The 22,482-nt window shown below is 63.5% G+C and carries 18 protein-coding genes; 6 read left to right on the forward strand and 12 right to left on the reverse strand.

All coding sequences use genetic code 11. The features are described from left to right. Positions 1 to 110 precede the first annotated feature (110 nt). The 5 genes from R2N11_RS15115 (at position 111) to R2N11_RS15135 (ending at position 6,742) form a co-directional block, all read left to right on the forward strand. Positions 111 to 1,148 carry a response regulator gene (locus tag R2N11_RS15115; protein WP_316681590.1) on the forward strand — a complete coding sequence of 346 codons (1,038 nt, stop codon included), beginning with the start codon at positions 111 to 113 and terminating at the stop codon, positions 1,146 to 1,148. 641 nt (positions 1,149 to 1,789) lie between these two features. Then, complete coding sequence (locus R2N11_RS15120; protein ID WP_199031286.1) at positions 1,790 to 3,184, forward strand: class I SAM-dependent methyltransferase; 1,395 nt, start codon at positions 1,790 to 1,792, stop codon at positions 3,182 to 3,184. After that, positions 3,185 to 4,528 carry a sensor histidine kinase gene (locus tag R2N11_RS15125; protein ID WP_199031287.1) on the forward strand — a complete coding sequence of 448 codons (1,344 nt, stop codon included), beginning with the start codon at positions 3,185 to 3,187 and terminating at the stop codon, positions 4,526 to 4,528. A gap of 8 nt (positions 4,529 to 4,536) precedes the next feature. Further along, entirely contained in the window at positions 4,537 to 5,643 is a 1,107-nt protein-coding gene (phcR, locus tag R2N11_RS15130; RefSeq protein ID WP_316681591.1) for a two-component system hybrid sensor histidine kinase/response regulator PhcR, read from the forward strand. A gap of 76 nt (positions 5,644 to 5,719) precedes the next feature. After that, positions 5,720 to 6,742: a response regulator gene (locus R2N11_RS15135; RefSeq protein ID WP_316681593.1), complete on the forward strand. Its 1,023-nt coding sequence runs from the start codon at positions 5,720 to 5,722 to the stop codon at positions 6,740 to 6,742. 33 nt (positions 6,743 to 6,775) lie between these two features. Here R2N11_RS15135 and R2N11_RS15140 read toward each other — a convergent pair whose 3' ends face one another. The 8 genes from R2N11_RS15140 to R2N11_RS15175 all read right to left on the reverse strand — a co-directional run bounded on the left by R2N11_RS15140 (position 6,776) and on the right by R2N11_RS15175 (position 16,078). Then, positions 6,776 to 8,197, reverse strand: a complete 1,422-nt coding sequence (locus R2N11_RS15140; protein ID WP_316681594.1) for a THUMP domain-containing class I SAM-dependent RNA methyltransferase — start codon at positions 8,195 to 8,197, stop codon at positions 6,776 to 6,778. Between the two features lie 17 nt (positions 8,198 to 8,214). Further along, a complete protein-coding gene (locus R2N11_RS15145; protein ID WP_316681595.1) occupies positions 8,215 to 8,637 on the reverse strand; it encodes a CopD family protein in 423 nt (140 codons plus the stop codon). Positions 8,638 to 8,696: 59 nt separating this feature from the next. Beyond that, positions 8,697 to 9,977 carry a glutamate-5-semialdehyde dehydrogenase gene (locus tag R2N11_RS15150; RefSeq protein WP_316681596.1) on the reverse strand — a complete coding sequence of 427 codons (1,281 nt, stop codon included), beginning with the start codon at positions 9,975 to 9,977 and terminating at the stop codon, positions 8,697 to 8,699. Positions 9,978 to 10,047: 70 nt separating this feature from the next. Continuing rightward, on the reverse strand, positions 10,048 to 11,124 hold the full coding sequence (gene holA / locus R2N11_RS15155) for a DNA polymerase III subunit delta (protein ID WP_316681597.1): 1,077 nt from the start codon (positions 11,122 to 11,124) through the stop codon (positions 10,048 to 10,050). Positions 11,125 to 11,142: 18 nt separating this feature from the next. Continuing rightward, positions 11,143 to 11,667 (reverse strand): LPS-assembly lipoprotein LptE, encoded by a 525-nt coding sequence (locus R2N11_RS15160; protein WP_316681598.1) that lies wholly within the window; start codon positions 11,665 to 11,667, stop codon positions 11,143 to 11,145. Between the two features lie 30 nt (positions 11,668 to 11,697). After that, complete coding sequence (leuS, locus tag R2N11_RS15165) at positions 11,698 to 14,331, reverse strand: leucine--tRNA ligase (RefSeq protein WP_316681599.1); 2,634 nt, start codon at positions 14,329 to 14,331, stop codon at positions 11,698 to 11,700. A gap of 185 nt (positions 14,332 to 14,516) precedes the next feature. Then, on the reverse strand, positions 14,517 to 15,308 hold the full coding sequence (dapB, locus tag R2N11_RS15170; protein ID WP_316681600.1) for a 4-hydroxy-tetrahydrodipicolinate reductase: 792 nt from the start codon (positions 15,306 to 15,308) through the stop codon (positions 14,517 to 14,519). 110 nt (positions 15,309 to 15,418) lie between these two features. Beyond that, positions 15,419 to 16,078, reverse strand: coding sequence for an outer membrane protein assembly factor BamE (locus tag R2N11_RS15175; RefSeq protein ID WP_316681601.1), 660 nt, complete (start codon positions 16,076 to 16,078; stop codon positions 15,419 to 15,421). 163 nt (positions 16,079 to 16,241) lie between these two features. Between R2N11_RS15175 and fur the strand changes: the two genes are divergently transcribed. Further along, complete coding sequence (gene fur, locus R2N11_RS15180) at positions 16,242 to 16,673, forward strand: ferric iron uptake transcriptional regulator (RefSeq protein ID WP_021196003.1); 432 nt, start codon at positions 16,242 to 16,244, stop codon at positions 16,671 to 16,673. Positions 16,674 to 16,745: 72 nt separating this feature from the next. Here fur and R2N11_RS15185 read toward each other — a convergent pair whose 3' ends face one another. The 4 genes from R2N11_RS15185 to dgoD all read right to left on the reverse strand — a co-directional run bounded on the left by R2N11_RS15185 (position 16,746) and on the right by dgoD (position 22,473). Beyond that, the gene (locus R2N11_RS15185) at positions 16,746 to 17,780 is read right to left on the reverse strand and encodes a LysR family transcriptional regulator (protein ID WP_048933056.1); all 1,035 of its coding nucleotides are present in this window, start codon (positions 17,778 to 17,780) and stop codon (positions 16,746 to 16,748) included. Between the two features lie 321 nt (positions 17,781 to 18,101). Next, complete coding sequence (gene gap, locus R2N11_RS15190) at positions 18,102 to 19,100, reverse strand: type I glyceraldehyde-3-phosphate dehydrogenase (RefSeq protein WP_316681602.1); 999 nt, start codon at positions 19,098 to 19,100, stop codon at positions 18,102 to 18,104. An 86-nt stretch (positions 19,101 to 19,186) separates the two neighbouring features. After that, positions 19,187 to 21,202 carry a transketolase gene (gene tkt, locus R2N11_RS15195; RefSeq protein ID WP_316681603.1) on the reverse strand — a complete coding sequence of 672 codons (2,016 nt, stop codon included), beginning with the start codon at positions 21,200 to 21,202 and terminating at the stop codon, positions 19,187 to 19,189. A gap of 122 nt (positions 21,203 to 21,324) precedes the next feature. Further along, positions 21,325 to 22,473, reverse strand: coding sequence for a galactonate dehydratase (gene dgoD, locus R2N11_RS15200; protein ID WP_316681604.1), 1,149 nt, complete (start codon positions 22,471 to 22,473; stop codon positions 21,325 to 21,327). Positions 22,474 to 22,482 lie beyond the last annotated feature (9 nt).

A 22,482-nucleotide genomic window follows, 5' to 3' on the forward strand; every position in this document is an offset into this window, starting at 1 on the left:
GCGGCAGGCAGTAACTTAGTGCTAACGGGCAGCGCGGACCACACCAGCCGGCGCTGCCTCGTTTGCCCTTCTTTCCCTTTTTTCGGCCCTCTTTCCAGCCATCCCGACGTATGCAACAGGACAGCGCCCTGCCGGTCTATTTCCATCCGACCCTGACTGTGGTGGTCGACGACAGCCAGTCGTTCGTGGAAAGCCTCGGGTTCCAGATGGACCCGTCGCGGGCAATGCTGGCCTTCAACGACCCGGACGAGGCGCTGGCGTGGCTGCGCCAGTGGCATTCGCTGCGCATGCCGGGCTTCCTGCCCGTGCGCGTGACGCACGACGATCTCACCTTCTCCAGCGAGCGCCGCACCATCCAGCTTGACGTCGACCGCGTCTACCGCCAGATCCACGAAGTGAATCGGTTCCTGCAGCCCTCGGTGATCGTGGTGGACTACTCTATGCCGCGCATGAACGGGCTGGAGTTCTGCGCCAAGCTCAAAGAGCTGCCGTGCATGACGATCCTACTCACCGGTATGGCCGACGAGAACATCGCCGTGCAGGGTTTCAACGACGGGCTGATCGACCGCTACATCAAGAAGGATCACCCAGCCATGGCCGAGCGCCTGGGTGCCGAGATCGAAGCGCTGCAGATGCGCTACTTCAGCAGTCTGTCGAGCACGCTGCGCGAATTGCTGTCGCGCCACTCGTTCAGTTTCCTGTCGGACCCGGCGGTCACGCAGCTCGTGCGCGAGCTGTCTGCGCGCTACCGTTTCATCGAGTATTACCTGTATCCGCATCCGGCCGGCGTGCTGCTGCTCACCGCTGATGGGCGCGCCACGCTCATGGTCATCGAGACCAACGCGAGCATGCTCACGCACCTGGAAAACGCCGAGGCCTACGACGCGCCCGACGAACTGCTCAAAGGCTTGCACAACAAGCAGATCGTCCCATTCTTCTGGCCCGGTGACGGCATGTACACGCCAGCCTGCGTAGATTGGAAGGAGTACTGCTTGCCCGCCGAGGTCTGCCAGGGGCGCGAACCGTACTACTACGCGCTGTTCGACATGCCCAGCCATCTGCTGCCCGCACAGGTCTATAGCTATACCCAGTTTCTCGCCAACTACAAGCAGGATCCGGACGCGCTCACCGGCCGCAAGCCGCGCTGAAAACGCCACATTCTGATTTGTGCTGCACTGCGGGAATCCACATTGTGTGGGCCACATTGGGCAAGTACAATCGTTTGAATCACCCGGCACCCATGACGTCAGAGCATGCGCCGGTGCAATCACCCTGATGCAACCGTGGCAGTGCTGCGGCATCATGGCGATGCGAGAGCGTCGGCAGGCAACGTATGGTCCGGTGCTCCGAAAGTATTACTGTGCGGGATTCTCCTTGAGAGACGATTTGGGATGCAGCAGCGGGCCGCGCGCCAATTCGGCGCGTGTCGCGGATGTCAGGGGAGTGCATCGTTCCAGTCTGTTTGCGGTCGCACGATTCCCGTTGCCACGCTGTTGATCTGCAGGTTGCGCAAGCATGATCGCTTTCGCAATGGCAGGTCGCCTTCTCTGATCTTCTCGAAGCGGGTTTGGGCGAGAGACGCCCCAGGCCGACGCGCGGTAGGCGCGGCCAGCGGACGGCTTCAAGCACGCTTTCACGACTGATGCGATGGCATGCCCGGCGGTCTCTTGCTGCGGCGGTGCTGTGTTCGCTGTGCCCGAAATTGCAGTGCGGGCCCGGGCGCGCGGTTGTTGGAGTGAGCGTCCCGCTTGGCAGACGTTTTCCCTGAAGTCTCCGGCAAATTCGCACCGTGTACTCACCCAACCAAATCGATCCGGCGGTCAGCTTCCGCAACTCCCAGGGTCAGCAGGTCCGCGGCACCATCATTACGCTGCAGCGGCGCGCCCTGGTGATGGAGATCTACAACCCGTACTCGATCGTGCAGGTGAGCGAGGTCCTCTCCGACCTGGCGATCAAGATCGGTACGCGTCAGGTCTACCTCGGCAAGGCGGTGGTGATCAGTCTGGTCAACACCGGCCTGACCGCTGTCGTCTCGCTCACGCTGATCGACGAATGGCGTGAGCTGTCGGAGGTGGCCGACACGCCCGCTTCTGTCGGCGAAGAAGCGCGAACGTTCGTGCGGGATTGGCAGGAACGCTTCCGCATCCAGCGCGAGTACCAGATCGTCATCAACGAGATGCGCGCCTTCCTGGCCGAGGTCTCGCGCTGGGTCGAGCAAGTCGATTTGTCCAAGTCCTTGCCACGCGAAGACAACAAGCTGCGCACCGATGTCTTCATGGAGCTGGCCGAGCCGGTGATGCTCCGGGTCAAGCACTACCTGGACATCCTGGAGACGGAGGCCTCCGGCATCGAAGCCAGCCTTGCGCCCTCCCACCGCGCCTTCGCACAGACCGCGCTGCATCCGCTGCTGCTGCGCTCGCCGTTTGTTTACCGCACGTTCACCAAGCCATTGGGCTACGCGGGTGACTATGAGATGGTCAACCAGATTCTGGGTGACCCGCAGGAAGGACCGAGCACGTACTTCCAGATCATCAACGTTACGTTCCTGAAGGCGCAGGTTGCGCAGGCGCACAGAAACCGCATCGACATCCTGGTCGATTTCCTCAAGAAGCTCGCGATGCAGGCCAAGGCCGAGGGGCGCACATACCGCGTCATGAATCTTGGTTGCGGCCCGGCGGTGGAAATCCAGCGCTTCCTGCGGGAGTTCGAAGAACCGCATCTGCTTGAGTTCGAGCTGATCGATTTCAGCCAGGAGACGCTGGACTACGCGAAGGCCCGGCTGACCGAAGCAGCCCGGCAAGGAGGGACCACGCTGCAGGCTGAGTTCGTTCACCAGTCGGTGCATGAACTCATCAAGCGCCCCGCGCGCAGGGCCGAGGAAGTCCGCGACTGCGATGCCGTCTATTGTGCGGGGCTGTTCGACTACATCTCGGACAAGGTCTGCAATCGATTGCTGACCTATTTCACGACGCGCACACGTCCGGGTGGACGCATCCTGGCGACCAACGTGCACTCGAACAACCCCGAGCGGCTCTTCACGATGGAGCACCTGCTCGAGTGGTATCTGATCTACCGGGATGAACAACAGCTCTCAGCCACCTTCCCGGACGACGCGTGCCGGGACATCAAGGCCTACGTCGACACCACCGGTGTCAACGTGTTCTGCGAGGCAACGGTGATCTAGATGACCGAGCGCGCAAGTGATCCCCTGAAGAGCGCGTTCTACCGCGCCGAGCGAGAAGGCTTCCGACTGTCATTCAGCCGGACCACGGCGCTGGTCGGTATCGTGCTGGTGCTGATGGGCGCAGGGCTGGACTACAACACCTACCCCGGCAGTCTCAAGCCGTTCTTCTTTGCACGCGTCTTTGTCTCGTTCCTGATCTTCGTCGTCTATCTGATCCTGCCAACGCGATGGGGAAGACAGCGGCTCTCGTATCTGACCCTGCTCTGGCTGTGCTTCCCGCAGATCATGATCGCGTGGATGATCTCCGTCACGGAGGGCGCCCACTCGATCTACGCAACCGGCCTGCACCTGGCTGTCTTTGCGGCAGGCAGCGTGCTGCCATTCAACACCAAGCAGACCATCGGTTTCGGGGTCATCACCTATACGCTGTATCTCGTGGCCTGCCTGGCACATGATCCGGCCAGCGTGGCCGGCAGCACGTTCTTCGTGAACTCCCAGTTCCTCATCTTCACTTCCACGCTGGGCGTCTTCTGCACCTACTTCAATGAGCGCAGCCGGTTTGAACTCTTCAAGCTCAAAGAGGAAGTGGCCGACAAGAACAGCCAGCTTGAGAGCACCAACAGCAGCCTCGTTGAGATCAAGGGCCAGCTCCTGCAGCAGGAGAAGATGGCCGCCATCGGCACGCTATCTGCTGGCTTGCTGCACGAGATCAACAACCCGGTCAACTTCTGCCTGATGGCCATTGCCGTGGCGCAGGAAGACCCGACCGCCAAGGACAGCCCCATGCTGCTCGAATGCCTGACCGACGCCAAGGAAGGTATGCAGCGCGTGCAACATATCGTCTCGGACCTGAAGACCTTCGCCTACCGCAGCCCCGAGAAAGGCGAAGCCGATTCGCCCTTCCTGGCGGAAAAGGCCATCGATTCGGCCATCCGCCTGACGAGCCACGAACTGCGCGGTGTGTCGGTCGAACGCAGGCTGCCGCCCGATACGCTGGTGCGCGGTGACGAAGCGGCCATCATCGGCGTGCTGATCAACCTGCTGTCGAACGCGGCGCTGGCCATGCACAAGGTGCAGCGCGAAAACCCGCGCATCGAAATTGCAGCCGAATGGATCAACGGCCGGTTACACGTGGTCGTGACAGACAACGGCCCGGGCATCTCCGAGAAGAATCTCTCGCGCGTGTTCGAACCATTCTTCACCACGCGCGAAGTCGGCAAGGGCCTGGGGCTGGGGCTGTCGATCAGCTACAGCGTGATCCAGCGCCACGGCGGCACGCTTGCCGTGACGAGTCAGGAAGGCGAATGGGCACGCTTCACGTTCGATCTGCCGCGCTCGGAGTAGGACGCATCATGGACATCACGCCGGACACCGTCACCATCCTCTACGTCGACGACGAGCTGCAGGCCTGCAAGTGGTTCGCCCGCACCATCGGCGACGGCTACGAGGTGCTGACGGCCAATAGCGTGGAGGAAGCCAAGGCTGTGCTGCGCGACGCGCACGAGCGCATCAGCGTGGTGCTGACGGACTTTCGCATGCCCGGCGGCAACGGCACGGAACTGCTGCGCTTCATTGATGCGGAGTACGGCGACATCGCCACCATCCTCGTCACCGCCTATGCCGACAAGGACCTGCTGATCCAGGCCGTCAACACCGGCCGCGTGTTCAAGATCCTGGAGAAGCCCTACAAACCGGAAGACGTACGACGCTCGTTGCAGGAGGCGCTGGCGCTGCGCCAGGACCGTCTGCTGCGCACACAGCGCCTGATGGCAATCGACGAGACGCTCGCCTTTCTCGCGCACGAGCTGAACACACCGCTGGCAGCCATCTCCAACTTCGCGCGCGGCATCCGCATGCGCGTAGACCAGACCGAGTTCGTGCCGGAAGCGCTGCCGGAAATCGGCCGCGCGGCAGACCGCGTGCAGGACAACGCGCGCTACTGCCTGTCGGTGATCGCCTCGTTCCTGAACTCGGTGCGCAACACCTACGGCAAGCCCGGCACGGCGGCCACGCCCAACAGCGCCAGCGGATTGATCCGCTCACTGTTCGACACGTACCCGTTCACGGGTGCGCAACGGGAGTGGGTGTCGTATCGCGTGGAGCAAGACTTCCCGATCGTCACATTGCCCAACTGCGTGATGCTGGTGCTGTCTTCACTGACGAGCAATGCGCTGCATGCACTGCGGCGCACCGAAGTGCCACGCCTGGAGATCATTGCCCGCAACGTGCCGGAAGCCAGTGGTGTGCGCCACATGATCCGCATCGAAGACAACGGCCCGGGGATTGCCCCGGACGTCCTCAAGCGGCTGACCATCGACCCCGTGACGACGCGCGCCGAAGAAGGCGGCAACGGCATGGGCATGATTTTCTGTACGCGGATCATGCAATCGTTCGGGGGAGCGATTGCGATTGACTCTGCACCCAGCGCAGGCACGCGCGTGACTCTGACGTTCCCATGACACCATCAACGATACGCACACGAACCACGCCGAACATGATCTGCGCATTTACCGCATTTGCTATGAGGAGTGATGGATGACCAATCCCGGGGGCCACACGCCCACTAACCCGCCCAAGATCCTGTACGTGGACGACGAGACATTGGCGCTGACTTACTTCGGCCGTGCCATCGGTTCACTGGCGCCGGTCGTCACCGCCACCTCGGTCGAAGAAGGCAAGCGCATGCTTGACCAGCACGCCGCCACGCTGGGCGTGCTCGTGTCGGACCAGCGCATGCCCGGTGAGCTCGGCAACGAGTTGCTGCGCTATGCACGCGAGCGCTATCCGCACCTGGTGCGCATCCTGACCACGGCGTACTCGGAAATCGAAGATACGGTGGAAGCCGTCAACCAAGGGCAGATCCACCGCTACATCAAGAAGCCGTGGGACATCACCGCCCTGCGCGTGGAATTGAAACAGGCACTGGAGTTTTCCGACCTGCGCCGCGAACGCGATGCCCTGCTGCGCGAGAAGATGACCGTGCGCCAGAGCCAGACGCTCACGCATCGCATCGGTGCACTGCAGACGCTGTATCTGGCGGTGTCAGGGCTGCCGTCGTTCAGCGCAGTCAACGACTACCTGCACGCGGCGGCGGCCGTCGGGCTGCACGCCATGGAACAACCGGATTGGGCAGTCAAGGATTACACCGAGCTCGTCAGCGAGGAAAGCCTGCGCACCGGTGAGCTGAGCCACGCGGTGCGGCAGATTTATCAAGACCTGTCGTCACGGTTCGACAGCGCACCTGTTGCGCAGGCATTGGACGTGCTGACCGACGTGCTGCAAGGCAAGGTCTCGCCGGCCGGTGGCGATGTAGCGGTGGTCACCGACCTCACCACGTTGACGGAATTCCTGGACACTGCGTCAACGCACAAGGTGTCGGAAGCGCATGCCAAGTGGCTGGCTTACCTTTTATGGCTTGACGGCAAAGGCGGGGCGATCCAGGCCGAGCGCGACGGCGCCACCGTCAAGCTGCGCTTGGTTGATCACCTGACGCAACTCACACCAGACCAGTTGGCGGGGTGGATGGAGCAATTCCAGGAGAATCAGCAGGCCACCTGATTCTGCCTGCGGCCTTTCGTACAACGCCGATGCTTACGCGTCGGCGTTGTCGTTTTCGGAACCCGAAGCAGGGTCGCCCTTTGTAGAGCGCTCGGGGCGGTCGCGCATCCCCCCCTTCACCATCTCGAAGCGGAACAGGCGGCATTCGATGTTGCCGTTATAGAGCGGCGTACGCTGCGATTCTTTCAGCCGCATGCGGCGCGGCATCGAAAGATCGCCGGTAAAGACGAACGCCTTCCAGCCGGAGAACTCGCGCTTGAGCGTGCCCGCAAAGGCTTGGGCGAATTCGTTGGCGGCCGCCTCTTCCACCGGATCGACCGGCGGTAGCGGCTCGGGCTGGCGCTGCTCGCGCATCGGGCGACGGGTGTCGTCGCGTGGAGCACCCATGGCACGGCTGGCGCGTTCAAACACGGTGCCGTCTTCCTCGCCCTCACCGTCGGGCCGGCGCCGGCGCGATCCCTGTGCACCACGCACGGCGATACGTTCACCATACGGCGGGTTCATCAGCAGCACGCCGGGCACATCGAACGGTGGCTTGCCGAAGCGCGCATCGACCTGCTTGAGCAGCGGCTCGCCGGGCAGACCGGCGCGCTGCCAGTTGGCGTGGGCGTATGCCAGCATGTCGGTGGAGATATCGGCGCCGGCCACCGGCGGCGGCGCACGGCGCATGGAAGCGCTAGCCGCATCGGCAGCCGCTTCGCGCAAGCGCTTGAAGCATTTGGCGTCATGGTCTTGCAGCCACTCGCAGGCGAAGGCGCGCTTGCTGCCGGGTGCAATGCCCAGCGCGCGTTGCGCAGCTTCAACAAGGAACGTGCCGCTGCCGCACATCGGGTCATAGAACGGCTCGCCGTGAGCGCCCGTCCAGCCGGTCAGGCGCAGAATACCCGCCGCGAGGTTTTCCTTCAGCGGCGCTTCGCCCTTCTCTTCACGCCAGCCGCGCTTGAAGAGCGGCTCGCCAGTGGTGTCGAGGTAGATCGTGCAGTCGGTCTCGGTCAGGTACGCGTAAATGCGCACGTCGGGCGAGACGGTATCAACGCTAGGGCGCGCACCGGTGCGCTGGCGGAAGCGATCGCAAACACCGTCCTTCACCCGCAGGCCGACGAACTTCAGGCTCTGCAGCGGCGATTTGTGCGCGGTCACGTCCACGCGGATCATCTCGTCGGGCGTGAAGTAATCTTCCCAGCGCTGCGCGGCGGCCAACGCGTAGATGTCGTCTTCCGAGCGATACCCGCGCGAGGCCAAACGCATCAGCACGCGGCTAGCAATGCGACTGTGCAGGTTGACGGCATACGCCGCACCCTGCGTGCCGAAGAAGTGCACGCCGCCCGGTACGGTGCGGCCCACTTCAAACGCAGCCAGCTCATCCACCTCGGGGCGGATGGAGATCTCGGCCAGTTCATCGGCCAACGCCTGTTCCAGCCCACGCGGGCACGGCGCGAAGTATGCAGTTGCCATCGGAAAACCAAAAAAAATCAGAACGGCTTCACGACCACCAGGATCGTGATGGCCAACAACAACAATACCGGCAGTTCATTGAACCAACGGTAGAAAGTGTGCGAGCGCTTGTTGGCGCCCGCCTCGAATTTGCGCAGCAGCACGCCACAGCCATGGTGATAGCCGATCGCCACCAGCACCAGCGCGAGCTTGGCGTGCATCCAGCCGTTGGGCGGATACATGCCGATGCGGTAACCCAGAAACAGCCACAGCCCCAGCAGGATCGCGACGATGGCCAGCATGGTCGTGAAGCGGAACAGCTTGCGCGCCATGATGAGCAGGCGCGTGATGGCTGCGCGCTCGGTTTCCATGGCCAGATTGACGAAGATGCGCGGCAGATAGAACAGCCCGGCAAACCACGACGCCACGAAAACGATGTGAAACGCTTTGACCCACAGCATGCGAACAGTCCCGTAAAAAAAATGCGCGCCGCTCTCGGCGGCGCGTGGCGGATATCAGATCAGGTGCGAATCTCGCCGTGCCCGAACACAACGTACTTGAGCGAGGTCAGCCCCTCCAGCCCGACCGGCCCGCGCGCGTGCAGCTTGTCGTTGGAGATGCCGATCTCTGCGCCCAGGCCGTACTCAAAGCCATCGGCAAAGCGCGTGGACGCGTTGATCATCACGCTGGCCGAATCGACCTCGCGCAGGAAGCGCATGCTGGTCGAGTAGTTCTCGGTGATGATCGAATCGGTGTGCGCAGAGCCGTACGTGTTGATGTGCTCGATGGCAGCGTCCAGGCCATCCACCGTGCGGATCGACAGGATCGGTGCGAGGTATTCGGTGTGCCAGTCGGCTTCAACCGCGTCCTTCAGGTTGCCGAAGCCGGCGGCTTCCAGCGTGGCCCGCGTGGCCGGGCAGACGCGCAGCTCAACGCCCTTGTCCTGATAGATCTTGACCAGCGGCGGCAACGCACGCGCGGCAATGTCGCGCGAAACAAGCAGCGTCTCCATCGTGTTGCACGGCGCATAGCGCTGCGTCTTGGCGTTGTCGCATACGAGCACGGCCTTCTCGATGTCGGCATCGGCGTCGATGTAGACGTGGCAGATGCCGTCCAGGTGCTTGATCATCGGCACGCGCGCTTCTTCCATCAGGCGCGCAATCAGGCTCTTGCCACCGCGCGGCACGATCACATCGACGAATTCCGTCATGGTGATGAGCTTGCCGACTGCGGCGCGATCCGTGGTGGCCACCACTTGCACAGCGTTGGCCGGCAGGCCGGCATCCGCCAGCCCTTCTTCGATGAGCGCGGCCAACGCGCCGTTCGACTCGATCGCTTCCGAGCCGCCACGCAGGATGGTCGCGTTGCCCGACTTGATGCACAGCGCCGCCGCATCCACCGTCACGTTCGGCCGAGACTCGTAGATGATGCCGATCACGCCCAGCGGCACGCGCATCTGACCGACCTGGATGCCGGTCGGGCGGAATTTCATGTTGCTGATCTCGCCAATCGGGTCCGCCAGCGCGGCGATCTGCTCAAGGCCGGCGGCCATGGTGGCGATGGCGCGGTCGGTGAGTGTCAGACGGTCGATAAAAGCGGCGTCCTGGCCGTTGGCGCGGGCACGCTCGACGTCGCGGGCGTTGATCTCTTTGAGCTTGGCGGCATCGCGGCGGATGGCGGCGGCGATGTGCAGCAATGCACGGTTCTTTTGCGCGGTACCGGCACGGGCCATGCCGCGCGAGGCGGCACGCGCCTGACGGCCGACCAGGGCCATGTATTCGTTCACGTCGAGCTGCTTCATGATGATCGCGGCCGGCCAATGCGCCGGCGAATTCAATGAGAGGACTATTCGATGCGGGTGCGGGTGCGTATCAGGCTGTCACCGGGAGACTACCGGGCCGCGCGATACGCATCGCCAGTTGCAGCAGGCCATCCCAGGGTTCGGCTGGCAGCGATGGCTCTCGCAAGCCCTTGACCTGCCGGTCCAGCTTGGCCGCCATGGAGAGCGCGCCTTCCAGCTCACGCTGCGATAGCCGCTGTGCCGCCTGCGGCACCAGCCGTTCGCGTGCGCCCCAGACCCGCAGCTCGCGCAGCATCGAAGCCGCCGGCTTGCCCTGGGCCACGCCCGAGGCGATTTTTGATAATACGCGAATTTCTTCGGTCAACGTCCAGAGCACCAGCACCGTGGCTTCGCCCTCGCCGCGCAAGCCTTCGAGCATGCGCACGAGGCGCGGCACATCGCCGGCCAGCATGGCTTCGGACAGCTTGAACACGTCATAACGCGCCACGTTGAGCACCGCATCGTGCACATCGTCGAACGTCAGCACACCCGGCGGATGCAGCAGGCTGAGCTTCTGGATTTCCTGGTGCGCTGCCAGCAGGTTGCCTTCCACGCGGTCCGCAATGAACTGCAGGGCACGTCGGCCGGGCTCGCCGGGTTCCACGCGTTGCTGCTGGCGGGCAAGGCGCTCGCCAATCCAGCCAGGCAGCTTGGTGCGGTCCACGGAATCGACCTTGATCGATACCCCCGCGCCTTCCAGCGCAGCAAACCATGCCGACTTGGCCGTCGCAAAGTCCAGGCGCGGCAGCGTAATCAGGGTGATGGTGTCGGTCGCAGGGCCGGAGGGCGTGCCCGCAGCCAGTGCACGCAGCGCCTCCCCGCCGTCCTTGCCCGGCTTGCCGGAGGGAATACGCAGCTCGACAATCTTGCGGTCGCCGAAGAGCGACATCGACTGCTGCGCCTCGGTCACGCGCGACCACGAAAAGCCGCGCTCGACGCTCATCACGTCACGCTCAGTAAAGCCTTGGGCACGCGCGGCTTGACGCAACGCATCGATGGCTTCCAGCACGAGCAGGTGCTCGTCACCGTGCACCACATACAGCGGCGCCAAACCCTTGGTACTGGCCTGTTTGAGGTGCCCTTCGAGCGCATCGAGCCGCAGTTGCATGACCGGAGTGTCCGCCGCTTACGACGGCAGCTTCACGGCAGCCAGTCGCCGCACGAGCTGGTTGATCGTGTCGCCCTGCATGTCGCGATAGAGCGCGGCTTCTTCGTAGTCCTTGGCCAGCACCTGCGTCTCGTTGTACGACAGATCGCGGAACTGCGTGATCTCCGACGGCGGAATCAGCATGTTGTCGTGCGCATCACGCAACTGGAAGCGGAAGCGATACGTGATGCGGTACTCACGCACCACGCCCTGCGGCGTGAGCGACGAAATGGTCTTCACGCGGTCTTCGGCCAGCACGTCGAGCAACGCGTCGGCGTCCTTCTTGTCCGACACGATGACGGTGTCGGAGCCGTTGTCGATCAGCCGGCGCAACTGCGCGCGCATCTGCGAGTTCTGTGGCAGGTTGATGTACAGCCGCTTGAAGGCGAAGTCGGTATTCCCGCGGATGTGGAAACCGCAGGCGGACAGCGCCGGCAGCGCAATAGCCAGGGCGATGACAGCGCGGCCAAATCGACGGCGGGGCAAACTGCGGGACAACGACATAACCATGCGTTCCTTGAGGGAGGCGGCCAATCAGGCCACCACGTTCACCAGACGGCCGGGCACCACGATGATCTTCTTGGGCGGTTTGCCTTCAGCAAACTTCTGGACCGCTTCATCCTTGGCGGCGATGGCCTCGATGGCTGCACGGTCGGCATCGGCCGGCACGACGATGCTGCCGCGCACCTTGCCGTTGACCTGCAGCACCAGTTCGATCTCGCTCTGCACCAGCGCGCCTTCATCGACCTGCGGCCACGGCGCGTCGAGCAGATCGCCATAGACGCTGGCGTAGCCCAGTTCCGCCCACAGCACGTGGGTAATGTGCGGCACCACCGGGTACAGCACGCGCAGCAGGATGCCCAGGCCCTCGCGGCGGGCATCGGCACCGGCGTCCTTGGCGCCTTCCAGCGCGTTGAGCATTTTCATCGTCGCCGAGACGACAGTGTTGTACTGCAGGCGCTCGTAGTCGTAGTTGGCTTGCTTGAGCACGGTGTACAGCTCGCGGCGCAGCGCGCGGTCGGCATCTGTCGCACCAGCGACCACACCATTGCCGTGGCCGGAGCGAATCGCATCGCCGTGCGCGACACCGAAGTTCCACAGACGACGCAGGAAGCGCGAGGCGCCTTCCACGCCAGCGTCGTTCCATTCGAGCTGCTGCTCGGGCGGCGCGGCAAACATGGTGAACAGGCGTGCGGTATCAGCGCCGTACTGGTCGATCAGAGCCTGCGGGTCGATGCCGTTGTTCTTCGACTTCGACATCTTCTCCACGCCGCCGATCACCACCGGCTGGCCGTCAGCCTTGAGCGTGGCGCCTACCGGGCGACCGCGTTCGTCGGTCTGCACGTCCACGTCCGCCGGGTTGATCCACTGCTTCTTGCCCGAGGCGTCTTCACGGTAGTACGTCTCGTTGAGCACCATGCCCTGCGTGAGCAAGTTGGTGAACGGCTCGTCGAACTTGACCAGGCCCAGATCACGCATGACCTTGGTCCAGAAGCGTGCGTACAGCAGGTGCAGGATCGCGTGCTCGATACCGCCGATGTACTGGTCCATCGGCATCCAGTAATCGTTGCGGGCGTCGACCATGGTGGCGCCGTCCGGGCACGTATAGCGCATGTAGTACCAGCACGAATCGATGAAGGTATCCATCGTGTCGGTTTCGCGGCGCGCGGGCTTGCCGCACGACGGGCACGTGCATTCCAGGAAGCGCGGGTCTTTGGCCAGCGGGTTGCCGGTGCCGTCCGGCACGAGGTCTTCGGGCAGGCGCACCGGCAGGTCTTGCTCGGGCACCGGCACGACGCCGCAGCTCTCGCAATGGATCAGCGGGATCGGCGTGCCCCAGTAGCGCTGGCGCGAGATGCCCCAGTCGCGCAGGCGCCAGGTGGTTTTCTTTTCGCCGAGGTTCTTGGCGGCCAGGTCGGCGGCCACGGCATCGACGGCTTGCTTGTAGTTCAGACCGTCGTATTTGCCGCTGTTGACCAGCACGCCGTGTTCCTTGTCGCCGTACCACTCGGCCCAGGTCGTCGTGTCGTAGGGCTGGCCCTTCACGTCAACCACTTGCTTGATCGGCAGGTCGTACTTGTTGGCGAAGGCGAAGTCGCGCTCGTCGTGCGACGGCACACCCATCACGGCGCCGTCGCCGTAGCTCATCAATACGTAGTTGCCGACCCATACCGGCACGGATTCGCCCGTGAGCGGATGCGTGACGGTCAAGCCGGTCGGCATGCCCTTCTTTTCCATGGTCGCCATGTCGGCTTCCATCACGCTGCCATGCTTGCATTCTTCGATGAACGCGGCGAGCGCCGGGTTGGTCTGCGCGGCGTGCGTGGCAATCGGGTGCTCGGCAGCTACAGCGCAGAAGGTCACGCCCATGATGGTGTCGGCGCGCGTGGTGAAGACGTACAGCTTGCCGTCGTTGATCACCTTGCCATCGTCACCGGGAATGCTGTGCGGGAACGCAAAGCGCACGCCCTCGCTCTTGCCGATCCAGTTCTGCTGCATCAGCTTGACGCGCTCGGGCCAGCCCAGCGGGTTCAAGTCGGACAGCAGTTCCTCCGCATACTCGGTGATGCGCAGGTAGTACATCGGGATCTCGCGCTTTTCCACCACCGCGCCCGAGCGCCAGCCGCGCCCGTCGATCACCTGTTCGTTGGCGAGCACGGTCTGGTCGACCGGGTCCCAGTTCACGGTGCCGGTCTTGCGGTAGGCGATGCCTTTCTCGAGCATCTTCAGGAACAGCCACTGGTTCCAGCGGTAGTAGTCGGGGTTGCAGGTGGCAACCTCCCGCAACCAGTCGATCGCCAGGCCCATCGACTGCATCTGCTTCTTCATGTAAGCGATGTTGTCGTACGTCCAGGCGGCGGGTGCCACGCCGTTGTTGAGCGCCGCGTTTTCCGCCGGCATGCCGAAGGCGTCCCAGCCCATCGGCATCAGCACGTTGTACCCCTTCATGCGCAGCTGCCGCGTCATCACGTCATTGATCGTGTAGTTGCGCACGTGGCCCATGTGCAGCTTGCCCGACGGATACGGCAGCATCGAGCAGGCGTAGAACTTGGGCTTGTCCGAGCCGTCGGCGGCGCGCGCGTGTTCGGTCACGCGGTAGGCGTCTTGCAACTGCCAGTGTTGCTGCGCTTGCTGTTCGACGTCGGACGGGGAGTATTTGTCTTGCATGGTGATGGGTCGCCCGGCGTCCCGGACGATTGCAGCCGCAGCATCAACGTGCGCGGCCGGATTGAATGACGAAAATTCGCGAGAAGGGCCCGATTATACCGTCGCCTCCCACCTTATCCGGGCGATGACAACGCGGCAAAAAGGCGCCGGACAGGCCCGCCGGCAGCCCTTTTTTAGCACCGAACTTACAGGCCGAGCACGTCGTTCATGTCGTACAGGCCCTTCTTGCCGGCCAGGAACACCGCCGCACGCACGGCGCCCTCTGCGTACGACTGGCGCGTGTTGGAGCGATGCGTGATCTCGATGCGCTCGCCCTCGCCGGCAAACAGCACGGTGTGGTCGCCCACGATGTCGCCGCCGCGCACGGTGGCAAAACCGATGGTGCCGAGCTCACGCGGGCCGGTCTCGCCTTCGCGTGCATAGACCGCACGGTCGGCTAGCTTGGTGCCCTGCGCCTCGGCAACGATCTCGCCCAGTTTGAGCGCAGTGCCCGACGGCGCGTCGATCTTGTGCTTGTGGTGCGCTTCGATGATCTCGACGTCGTAGCCTTGCGCCAGGATCTTGGCGGCCAACTCGATCAGCTTGAAGGTCGCATTCACGCCTACGCTCATGTTGGGCGCCCAGACCACGCCGATCGACTCGCCGTAGGTCTTGAAGCTGGCTTTCTGCTCAGCCGTGAAGCCGGTTGTGCCGATCACCACCCCAGTGCCCAACTCACGTGCGATGTTCAAGTGATTGAGCGTCGCGTCAGGGCGCGTGAAATCGATCAGCACGTCGGCTTGCGACAACCCTGCGCGCACGTCATCGGTCACGATCACACCCGTGGTCTTGCCCAGCTTGGCGCCGGCGTCCTGGCCCACGGCTTCGCTGCCGGGACGGTCGAGTGCCGCAGCCAGCGTTGCACCCGGGGTACGCAATACGGTGTCGATCAGCATCTGGCCCATGCGGCCCGAGGCGCCTGCAATCGCGATTTTCATGTCGGTCGAAGCAAAATGGAAAGCGGTCTGTACAACGGACAAGCGGCGGAACCAGTCCGCCGCTCGCTTGAAGATGGGTTGCCGGTTCGGCTAATCCGCCCTTCGGGGCGTCACTGCGACTGGGTGGCCGGCGGCGGAACGGCGGCATCGGTGCCGCCACCACCGGTGCGGCGCTCCGGTAGCGTCATGTCCACGGTGTTTTTGGCGCCGGTGGTCGACTGCACGCGATCGCTCACTTCAGCCGACGGGATCGACGGCGCGCGTGCTGCCGGTGCGGCACCCGCAGCGGCGGCGGCCTCAGCGGCATCCTTCTTCGGGCGTTTGATGCCGTCGATCTCGGCAATCAGCTCGGTCTCGGACGGCAGATCATCGGCGCCTACCCATTTGGCCAGACGATCGCCGTCAAACCACAGCGTCAGCTTGCGTTCCTGCACAACGTTCGTGTTGCCGCGCTTGAACGAGAAGACGTAGTCCCAGCGGTTGGCGTGGAACATGTCCGTCAGCAGCGGCGTACCGAGCACGAAGCGCACCTGGTCACGCGTCATGCCCTCCTTGAGCTGCGCGGCTTGTTCGCGCGACACAAAGTTGCCCTGCACGATGTCGATGCGATACGGCGTGATGGCATTGGCGATCTTGCGCGTGGTGCTGTCGTAGGTCCCGCATCCGGTCAGCAATGCCGATGCGGCAAGCATGGCACCCAGTACGAGGCCGCCGCGACGGGCAGCGATGGTGGCAAAACGGACAGGACTGCGCGCAACGGAAAAGGTCATGAGCGATCGGCCTTGAAACGGTCCCGGGGCGGGCCCGGTACGTGGGGGATGGCGACGGCCCGGGCACATTCCATATGCCTGTTCAGCCCGTCCAATAGGACTTTTGCCGCCAAAACCCTTATGATTGAAATATCCGAACATTGTACTCTAGGGAGCCTGGCGCATGCCGAGTCCTGCAGACCTCAAGAATATCGGTCTGAAAGCCACGGTGCCGCGGTTGAAGATCCTCGAGATCTTTCAGACCAGCGAAGAGCGCCACATGAGCGCTGAAGACGTGTACCGCATCCTGCTCGCCGAGCATATGGATATTGGCTTGGCCACGGTCTACCGTGTGCTGACCCAGTTCGAACAAGCCGGGCTGCTGTCACGTAACAACTTCGAGTCCGGCAAGGCCATCTACGAACTCAACGAGGGCAAGCATCACGATCACCTCGTGTGCCTCGATTGCGGCCGCGTGGAAGAATTCTTTGACGCCGAGATCGAACAACGTCAGCAAAGCATCGCCCGGGCGCGCGGCTTTGCGCTGCAGGAGCACGCGCTGTCGCTTTACGGCAATTGCACGAAAGAGCCCTGCCCGCATCGCCCGAAGCGTTGAAGCGCCGCCCACAATAGAGAACGGCCGCGTTGTCAGCGGCCGTTTTTCATTGGGGCGGGAACACAGCGGACGTCAGACGGACAGCCGCGTCTCGCCCTCCTTTTCGGCATCGCCCTTACCGCTCTTGCCTGACTCATCCGCTTGCAGCGGTGAGTGCGCGGGTGCGCCCAATGCCTGACCGGTGTACTCGGCCACCACTTGTTTGAACAGGTGACGCGCCCACACCAGCATCGGATGCGTGTTGCGGCTGCGGTGCCACAGCATGTTCAGGCCCAGCACGGTTTCAAGCTCGGACGGCAACGGGAAGGCGTTCAGGTTGTACGCATCGCACACCAGATCCTTCATCAGCGAGTTGACCGTGAAGATCATGTCGGTCTGGCTCGCGACCTCGGCCTGGGTGCGCCAGCCGTGCACGGTCATGGTGGAGTTGCGCTTCAGGCCGCGCTGCTGCAGCGCGTAGTCCAGCGGAATGAGCGACGGTGCCACGCGGTTGCCCGGGCTGCCCTGCGCGATGAAGATGTGCTCGCACTCGAGGTACTGCTCGAGCGTGCAGCGCTCAGCGAGGATCGGGTGGTCCTTGCGTGCGCAGACCCACATGTTGAAAGAGGTCACGACCTCTTCCATGATCTCCGGGTGGCGTGTGGGGAACGGCGAGAACGCCAGGTCCAGCTCGTTGGCGCGCATGGCGGCCACGTCGGCCTCCCATGAGGACGATTCGGTCAGGCGCACCTGCAGGCCCGGTGCCAGGCGCTTGATGCGCAGCAGGAAGCGGTCGAACAACGCATCGCCCAGCGTACCGGCAAAGCTGACGTTGAACGCCCCCGTGGCCTCCGCCGGATCGAACGTGGCGATATCGCCTTCGTTGATGGCTGCCCACAAGTCGAGCATCTCGCGCACCTTGGGACCGAGCTCGAGCGCCTTGGGTGTTGGCGTCAGGCCATGCGGGACGCGAATAAAGAGAGGATCGTCGAAGATCTCGCGCAGGCGGCCCAGCGAATGCGACACCGCCGGGGCGGTCATGTGCATCTTCTCGGCGACATACGTGGCGTTCCGCTTGCTGAGCAGCTCGACAAAAATCACCAACAGCTTGGTATCGACGTTGACCATGGGACGCCTTGGCTCAGACACGTTGGAAAGCTGAAATGGCAAACGTTGCGGGAGCAACGGCCAGATGGGGCGCAAATAGCCGCCACATCACAATGTAGTATTTGTTCAGTGTACGGAACACGTCCCAATTTTCAAAGCGAATTCCAGTGGCCTGCACCCTAAATTTGCTTCTACGCAAACGTTTTCGTTTCGCACTATAACAAAGGCGGCATGACAGGCTTGAAAGCCCATCATGCCGCCTTTGCATGAAGCACCAGTCAAATTAACTGGCTTGCATCATGAATACGTGAGTGGCACGGTTCCCGTGCCACAAAGTGCCGATTACTTGGCCACCACGCGCGCCATTTCCAGGCACTTGTTCGAGTAGCCCCACTCGTTGTCGTACCAGCTCACGACCTTGATGAAGGTGCCGTCCAGCGCGATACCGGCTTCAGCGTCGAAGATCGAGGTGCGAGCGTCACCGCGGAAGTCGGTCGCAACGACCTTGTCTTCCGTGTAGCCCAGCACGCCCTTCAGCGCGCCTTGGCTCTGTGCCTTCATTTCGGCGCAGATTTCAGCGTACGTGGCAGCGCTTTCCAGCTCGACGGTCAGGTCGACCACCGACACGTCGGAGGTCGGCACGCGGAACGACATACCGGTCAGCTTCTTGTTGAGCTGCGGGATCACCACGCCCACGGCCTTGGCAGCGCCAGTGCTCGACGGGATGATGTTTTCCAGGATGCCGCGGCCGCCGCGCCAGTCCTTGTTGGACGGGCCGTCCACGGTCTTCTGCGTGGCGGTGGCAGCGTGCACGGTGGTCATCAGGCCGCGCTTGATGCCCCACTTGTCGTTCAGCACCTTGGCAACCGGTGCCAGGCAGTTGGTCGTGCACGAGGCGTTCGAGATGATCGCTTCGCCCTTGTACGACGCGTGGTTCACGCCGAACACGAACATCGGGGTGTCGTCCTTCGACGGGGCCGACATGATCACCTTCTTGGCGCCCGCGTCGATGTGCTTCTGTGCGCCTTCCTTGGTCAGGAAGATGCCGGTTGCTTCGATCACCACGTCAGCACCGACTTCGCCCCACTTCAGCTCGGCCGGATCCTTCACGGCGGTCAGGCGGATCTTCTTGCCGTTGACGACGAGCGTGTTGCCGTCGACCGACACTTCACCGTCAAAGCGGCCGTGCACCGAGTCGTACTTCAGCATGTACGCCAGGTAGTCGGGCTCGAGCAGGTCGTTGATGGCAACGACTTCAACGTCCTTGAAGTTGGCGATGGCGGCGCGGAACACCATGCGTCCGATGCGGCCGAAGCCGTTGATGCCGATCTTGATGGTCATGGTCAGTCTCCTGATAGCAAAAATGAAATCGACGATGCGATAAAAACCAGCGCGGCACCTCGTGGGTGCCGCGTGCGCAAATTCAGTTAAGCAATGACGCTCTTGGCGGTGTTCACGACGTTCTCGACGGTGAAGCCGAAGTGCTTGAACAGCACGCCCGCCGGGGCCGACTCACCGAACGTGTCGATGCCGACCACCGCTTGCACCTGGTACTTCCACCAGAAATCGGTCACGCCCGCCTCGACCGCGATACGCGGCACGCCGGCCGGCAGTACGCTGGCCTTGTAGGCGGCGTCTTGCTTGTCGAACACGGTGGTGGAGGGAATCGACACCACACGCGCATGGATACCTTCGGCAGCCAGTTGGTCAGCAGCGCCAACCGCCAGGCCGACTTCCGAACCGGTGGCGATGATGACCACGTCCGGCTTGCCATTGGCCGCATCGCGCAGCACGTAGCCGCCGCGGGCGATGGCTTCGCGCGTGGCCGGATTGCGGGCTTGGAACGGCAGGTTCTGGCGGCTGAAGATCAGGCAGCTCGGGCCGTTCTGGCGCTCGATGGCGGCTGCCCAAGCGACAGCGGTTTCGGTGGTATCGGCGGTGCGCCACACATCCATGTTCGGGATCAGGCGCAGGCTGGCGACGTGTTCGATCGACTGGTGCGTCGGGCCGTCTTCGCCCAGGCCGATGGAGTCGTGCGTGAAGACGAAGATCGAGCGGATCTTCATCAGCGCGGCCATGCGCAGGGCGTTGCGGCTGTAGTCGGCGAACGTCAGGAACGTGGCGCCGTACGGAATGTAGCCGCCATGCAGCGCGATGCCGTTCATGATGGCGCTCATGCCGAACTCGCGCACGCCGTAGTTGATGTGGTTGCCCCAGGCATCCACACGCACGGCCTTGCTACCGCTCCAGTTGGTCAGGTTCGAGCCGGTCAGGTCGGCCGAGCCGCCCAGCAGTTCGCCCAGCACCGGGCCGTAGGCTTCCAGCGTGTTCTGGCTGGCCTTGCGGGTGGCGATGGTTTCAGCCTTCAGTTCGCACTTCTCGACGAACTCGGCGACGGCCTTCTCGAAGTTGGCCGGCAGTTCACCGCGCATGCGGCGCTCGAATTGCTCGGCTTCGGCCGGGTGGCGCTCGGAGTAGGCATCGAACAGCGCGTTCCAGGCCTTCTCCAGGGCTTGGCCCTGACCCTTGGCATCCCATGCGTCGTACACGGCTTGCGGCACTTCAAACGGGGCGTGCGGCCAGGCCAGCGCTTCGCGCGCGGCGGCGATTTCCACGCCGCCCAGCGGGGCGCCGTGCACGTCGTGACCACCTTCCTTGTTGGGGGCGCCCTTGCCGATCACGGTGCGGCAGCAGATCAGCGTCGGCTTGTTCGACTTCTTGGCTTCGGCGATGGCGGCGTCGACAGCGGCCACGTTATGGCCATCCACGGCGCGGATCACGTTCCAGCCGTAGGCTTCGAAGCGCTTCGGGGTGTCGTCGTTGAACCAGTGGACGACGTCGCCGTCGATCGAGATGCCGTTGTCGTCCCACAGCGCGATCAGCTTGTTCAGGCCCAGCGTGCCGGCCAGCGAGCAGGCCTCATGGCTGATGCCTTCCATCAGGCAGCCGTCGCCCAGGAAGACGTAGGTGTGATGGTTGACGATGTCGAAGCCCGGGCGGTTGAACTCCTGGCCCAGCAGGCGTTCGGCCAGCGCCATGCCGACGGCGTTGGTGAGGCCCTGGCCCAGCGGGCCGGTGGTGGTCTCCACACCCGGCGTGATGCCGTATTCCGGGTGGCCGGCGGTCTTGCTGTGCAGTTGGCGGAAGTTCTTCAGTTCCGACATCGGCAGGTCGTAGCCGGTCAGATGCAGCAGCGCATAGATCAGCATCGAGCCGTGACCATTCGACAGCACGAAGCGGTCGCGATCGGGCCAGCGCGGGTTCAGCGGGTTGTGGCGCAGGTGGCGGCTCCACAGTGCCACGGCGATGTCCGCCATGCCCATCGGCGCGCCGGGGTGGCCCGAATTGGCTTGCTGAACGGCGTCCATGGCAAGCACGCGGATGGCGTTGGCCATCAATTGGGTGGGCTGGTTGGTATTCGAGTGGAGTGCGGGAGCGGTCATGCGAACCTGCGGGCAGAAGGCGGGAAAACCGCGATTTTACCAGACGGGGATGTCCCCGCTGGGTCGGTTTTCGATGGTTGCAACCGGCTGCAGCCGCCCCTGCCCTTCCTCCCGCGCCCGGCTTACCACTCCGCGATGGAACCGTCGGCGTGGCGCCACACTGGGTTGCGCCAGTCGAGCGCCTCCTTGCTGCGCTTGATGACCAGCGCTTCGTCAATATCCACGCCCAATCCGGGCAGGCGCGGCGGGCGGATATAGCCGCCTTCCAGCGCAAAATCGGCCTTGTTGCGCACGTAATCGAGCAATTCGGCGCCCTTGTTGTAGTGGATGCCCATGCTCTGCTCCTGCAACGTGGCGTTCCAGCTCACGAAATCGATATGCAGGCAGGCGGCCAGTGCGATGGGCCCAAGTGGGCAGTGCGGCGCTAGCGCCACATCGTAGGCCTCGGCCATTCCGGCGATCTTCAGGCATTCGGTAATGCCGCCGGCGTGCGACAGATCGGGCTGCAGGATGGACACCCCGCCCGCTTCCAGCACGCGCTTGAAGTCGAAGCGCGAGAACATGCGCTCGCCAGCAGCGATCGGCAGATGGGTGTGGGCGGCCAGGCGAGCGTAGCTCTCGGCCTGCTCCGCCAGCACGGGTTCTTCGATGAAGAGCGGGCGGTACGGCTCCAATTCCTTGATGAGCACCTTGGCCATCGGCGCAGAAACACGGCCGTGGAAGTCCAGCCCGAACTCAACCGTGTTGCCGAAGGCGGAGCGGATTTCCGCCACCTTCGCCACCGCCGCATCCACCGCGCGGGCGGTGTCGATGATGCCCATCTCCTCGCAGCCGTTGAGCTTGAAGTGGTCGAAACCACCGGCCTGTAGTGCCTTCATGCCGGCAATGACATCGGCCGGGCGATCACCGCCGACCCAGCTATAGGTACGCATCTTGTCGCGCACGAGGCCGCCGAGCAGTTCGTACACCGGCACGCCCAGTACCTTGCCCTTGATGTCCCACAGCGCCTGGTCGATGCCGGCGATGGCGCTCATCAGGATCGGCCCGCCGCGGTAGAAGCCAGCGCGGTACATGGTCTGCCAGAGGTCGTTGATGCGGCTCGGGTCTTGGCCGATGAGGTAGTCGGACAGTTCATGCACCGCCGCTTCCACCGTGCGCGCACGGCCTTCAATGACGGGCTCGCCCCAGCCCGTGACGCCCTCGTCGGTTTCGACTTTCAGGAACATCCAGCGCGGAGGCAGACGATACGTGGTCAGGCGAGTGATTTTCATGGATCGATG

The sequence above is a fragment of the Ralstonia flaminis genome, assembly GCF_958415495.1.
GTDB lineage: Bacteria > Pseudomonadota > Gammaproteobacteria > Burkholderiales > Burkholderiaceae > Ralstonia > Ralstonia flaminis.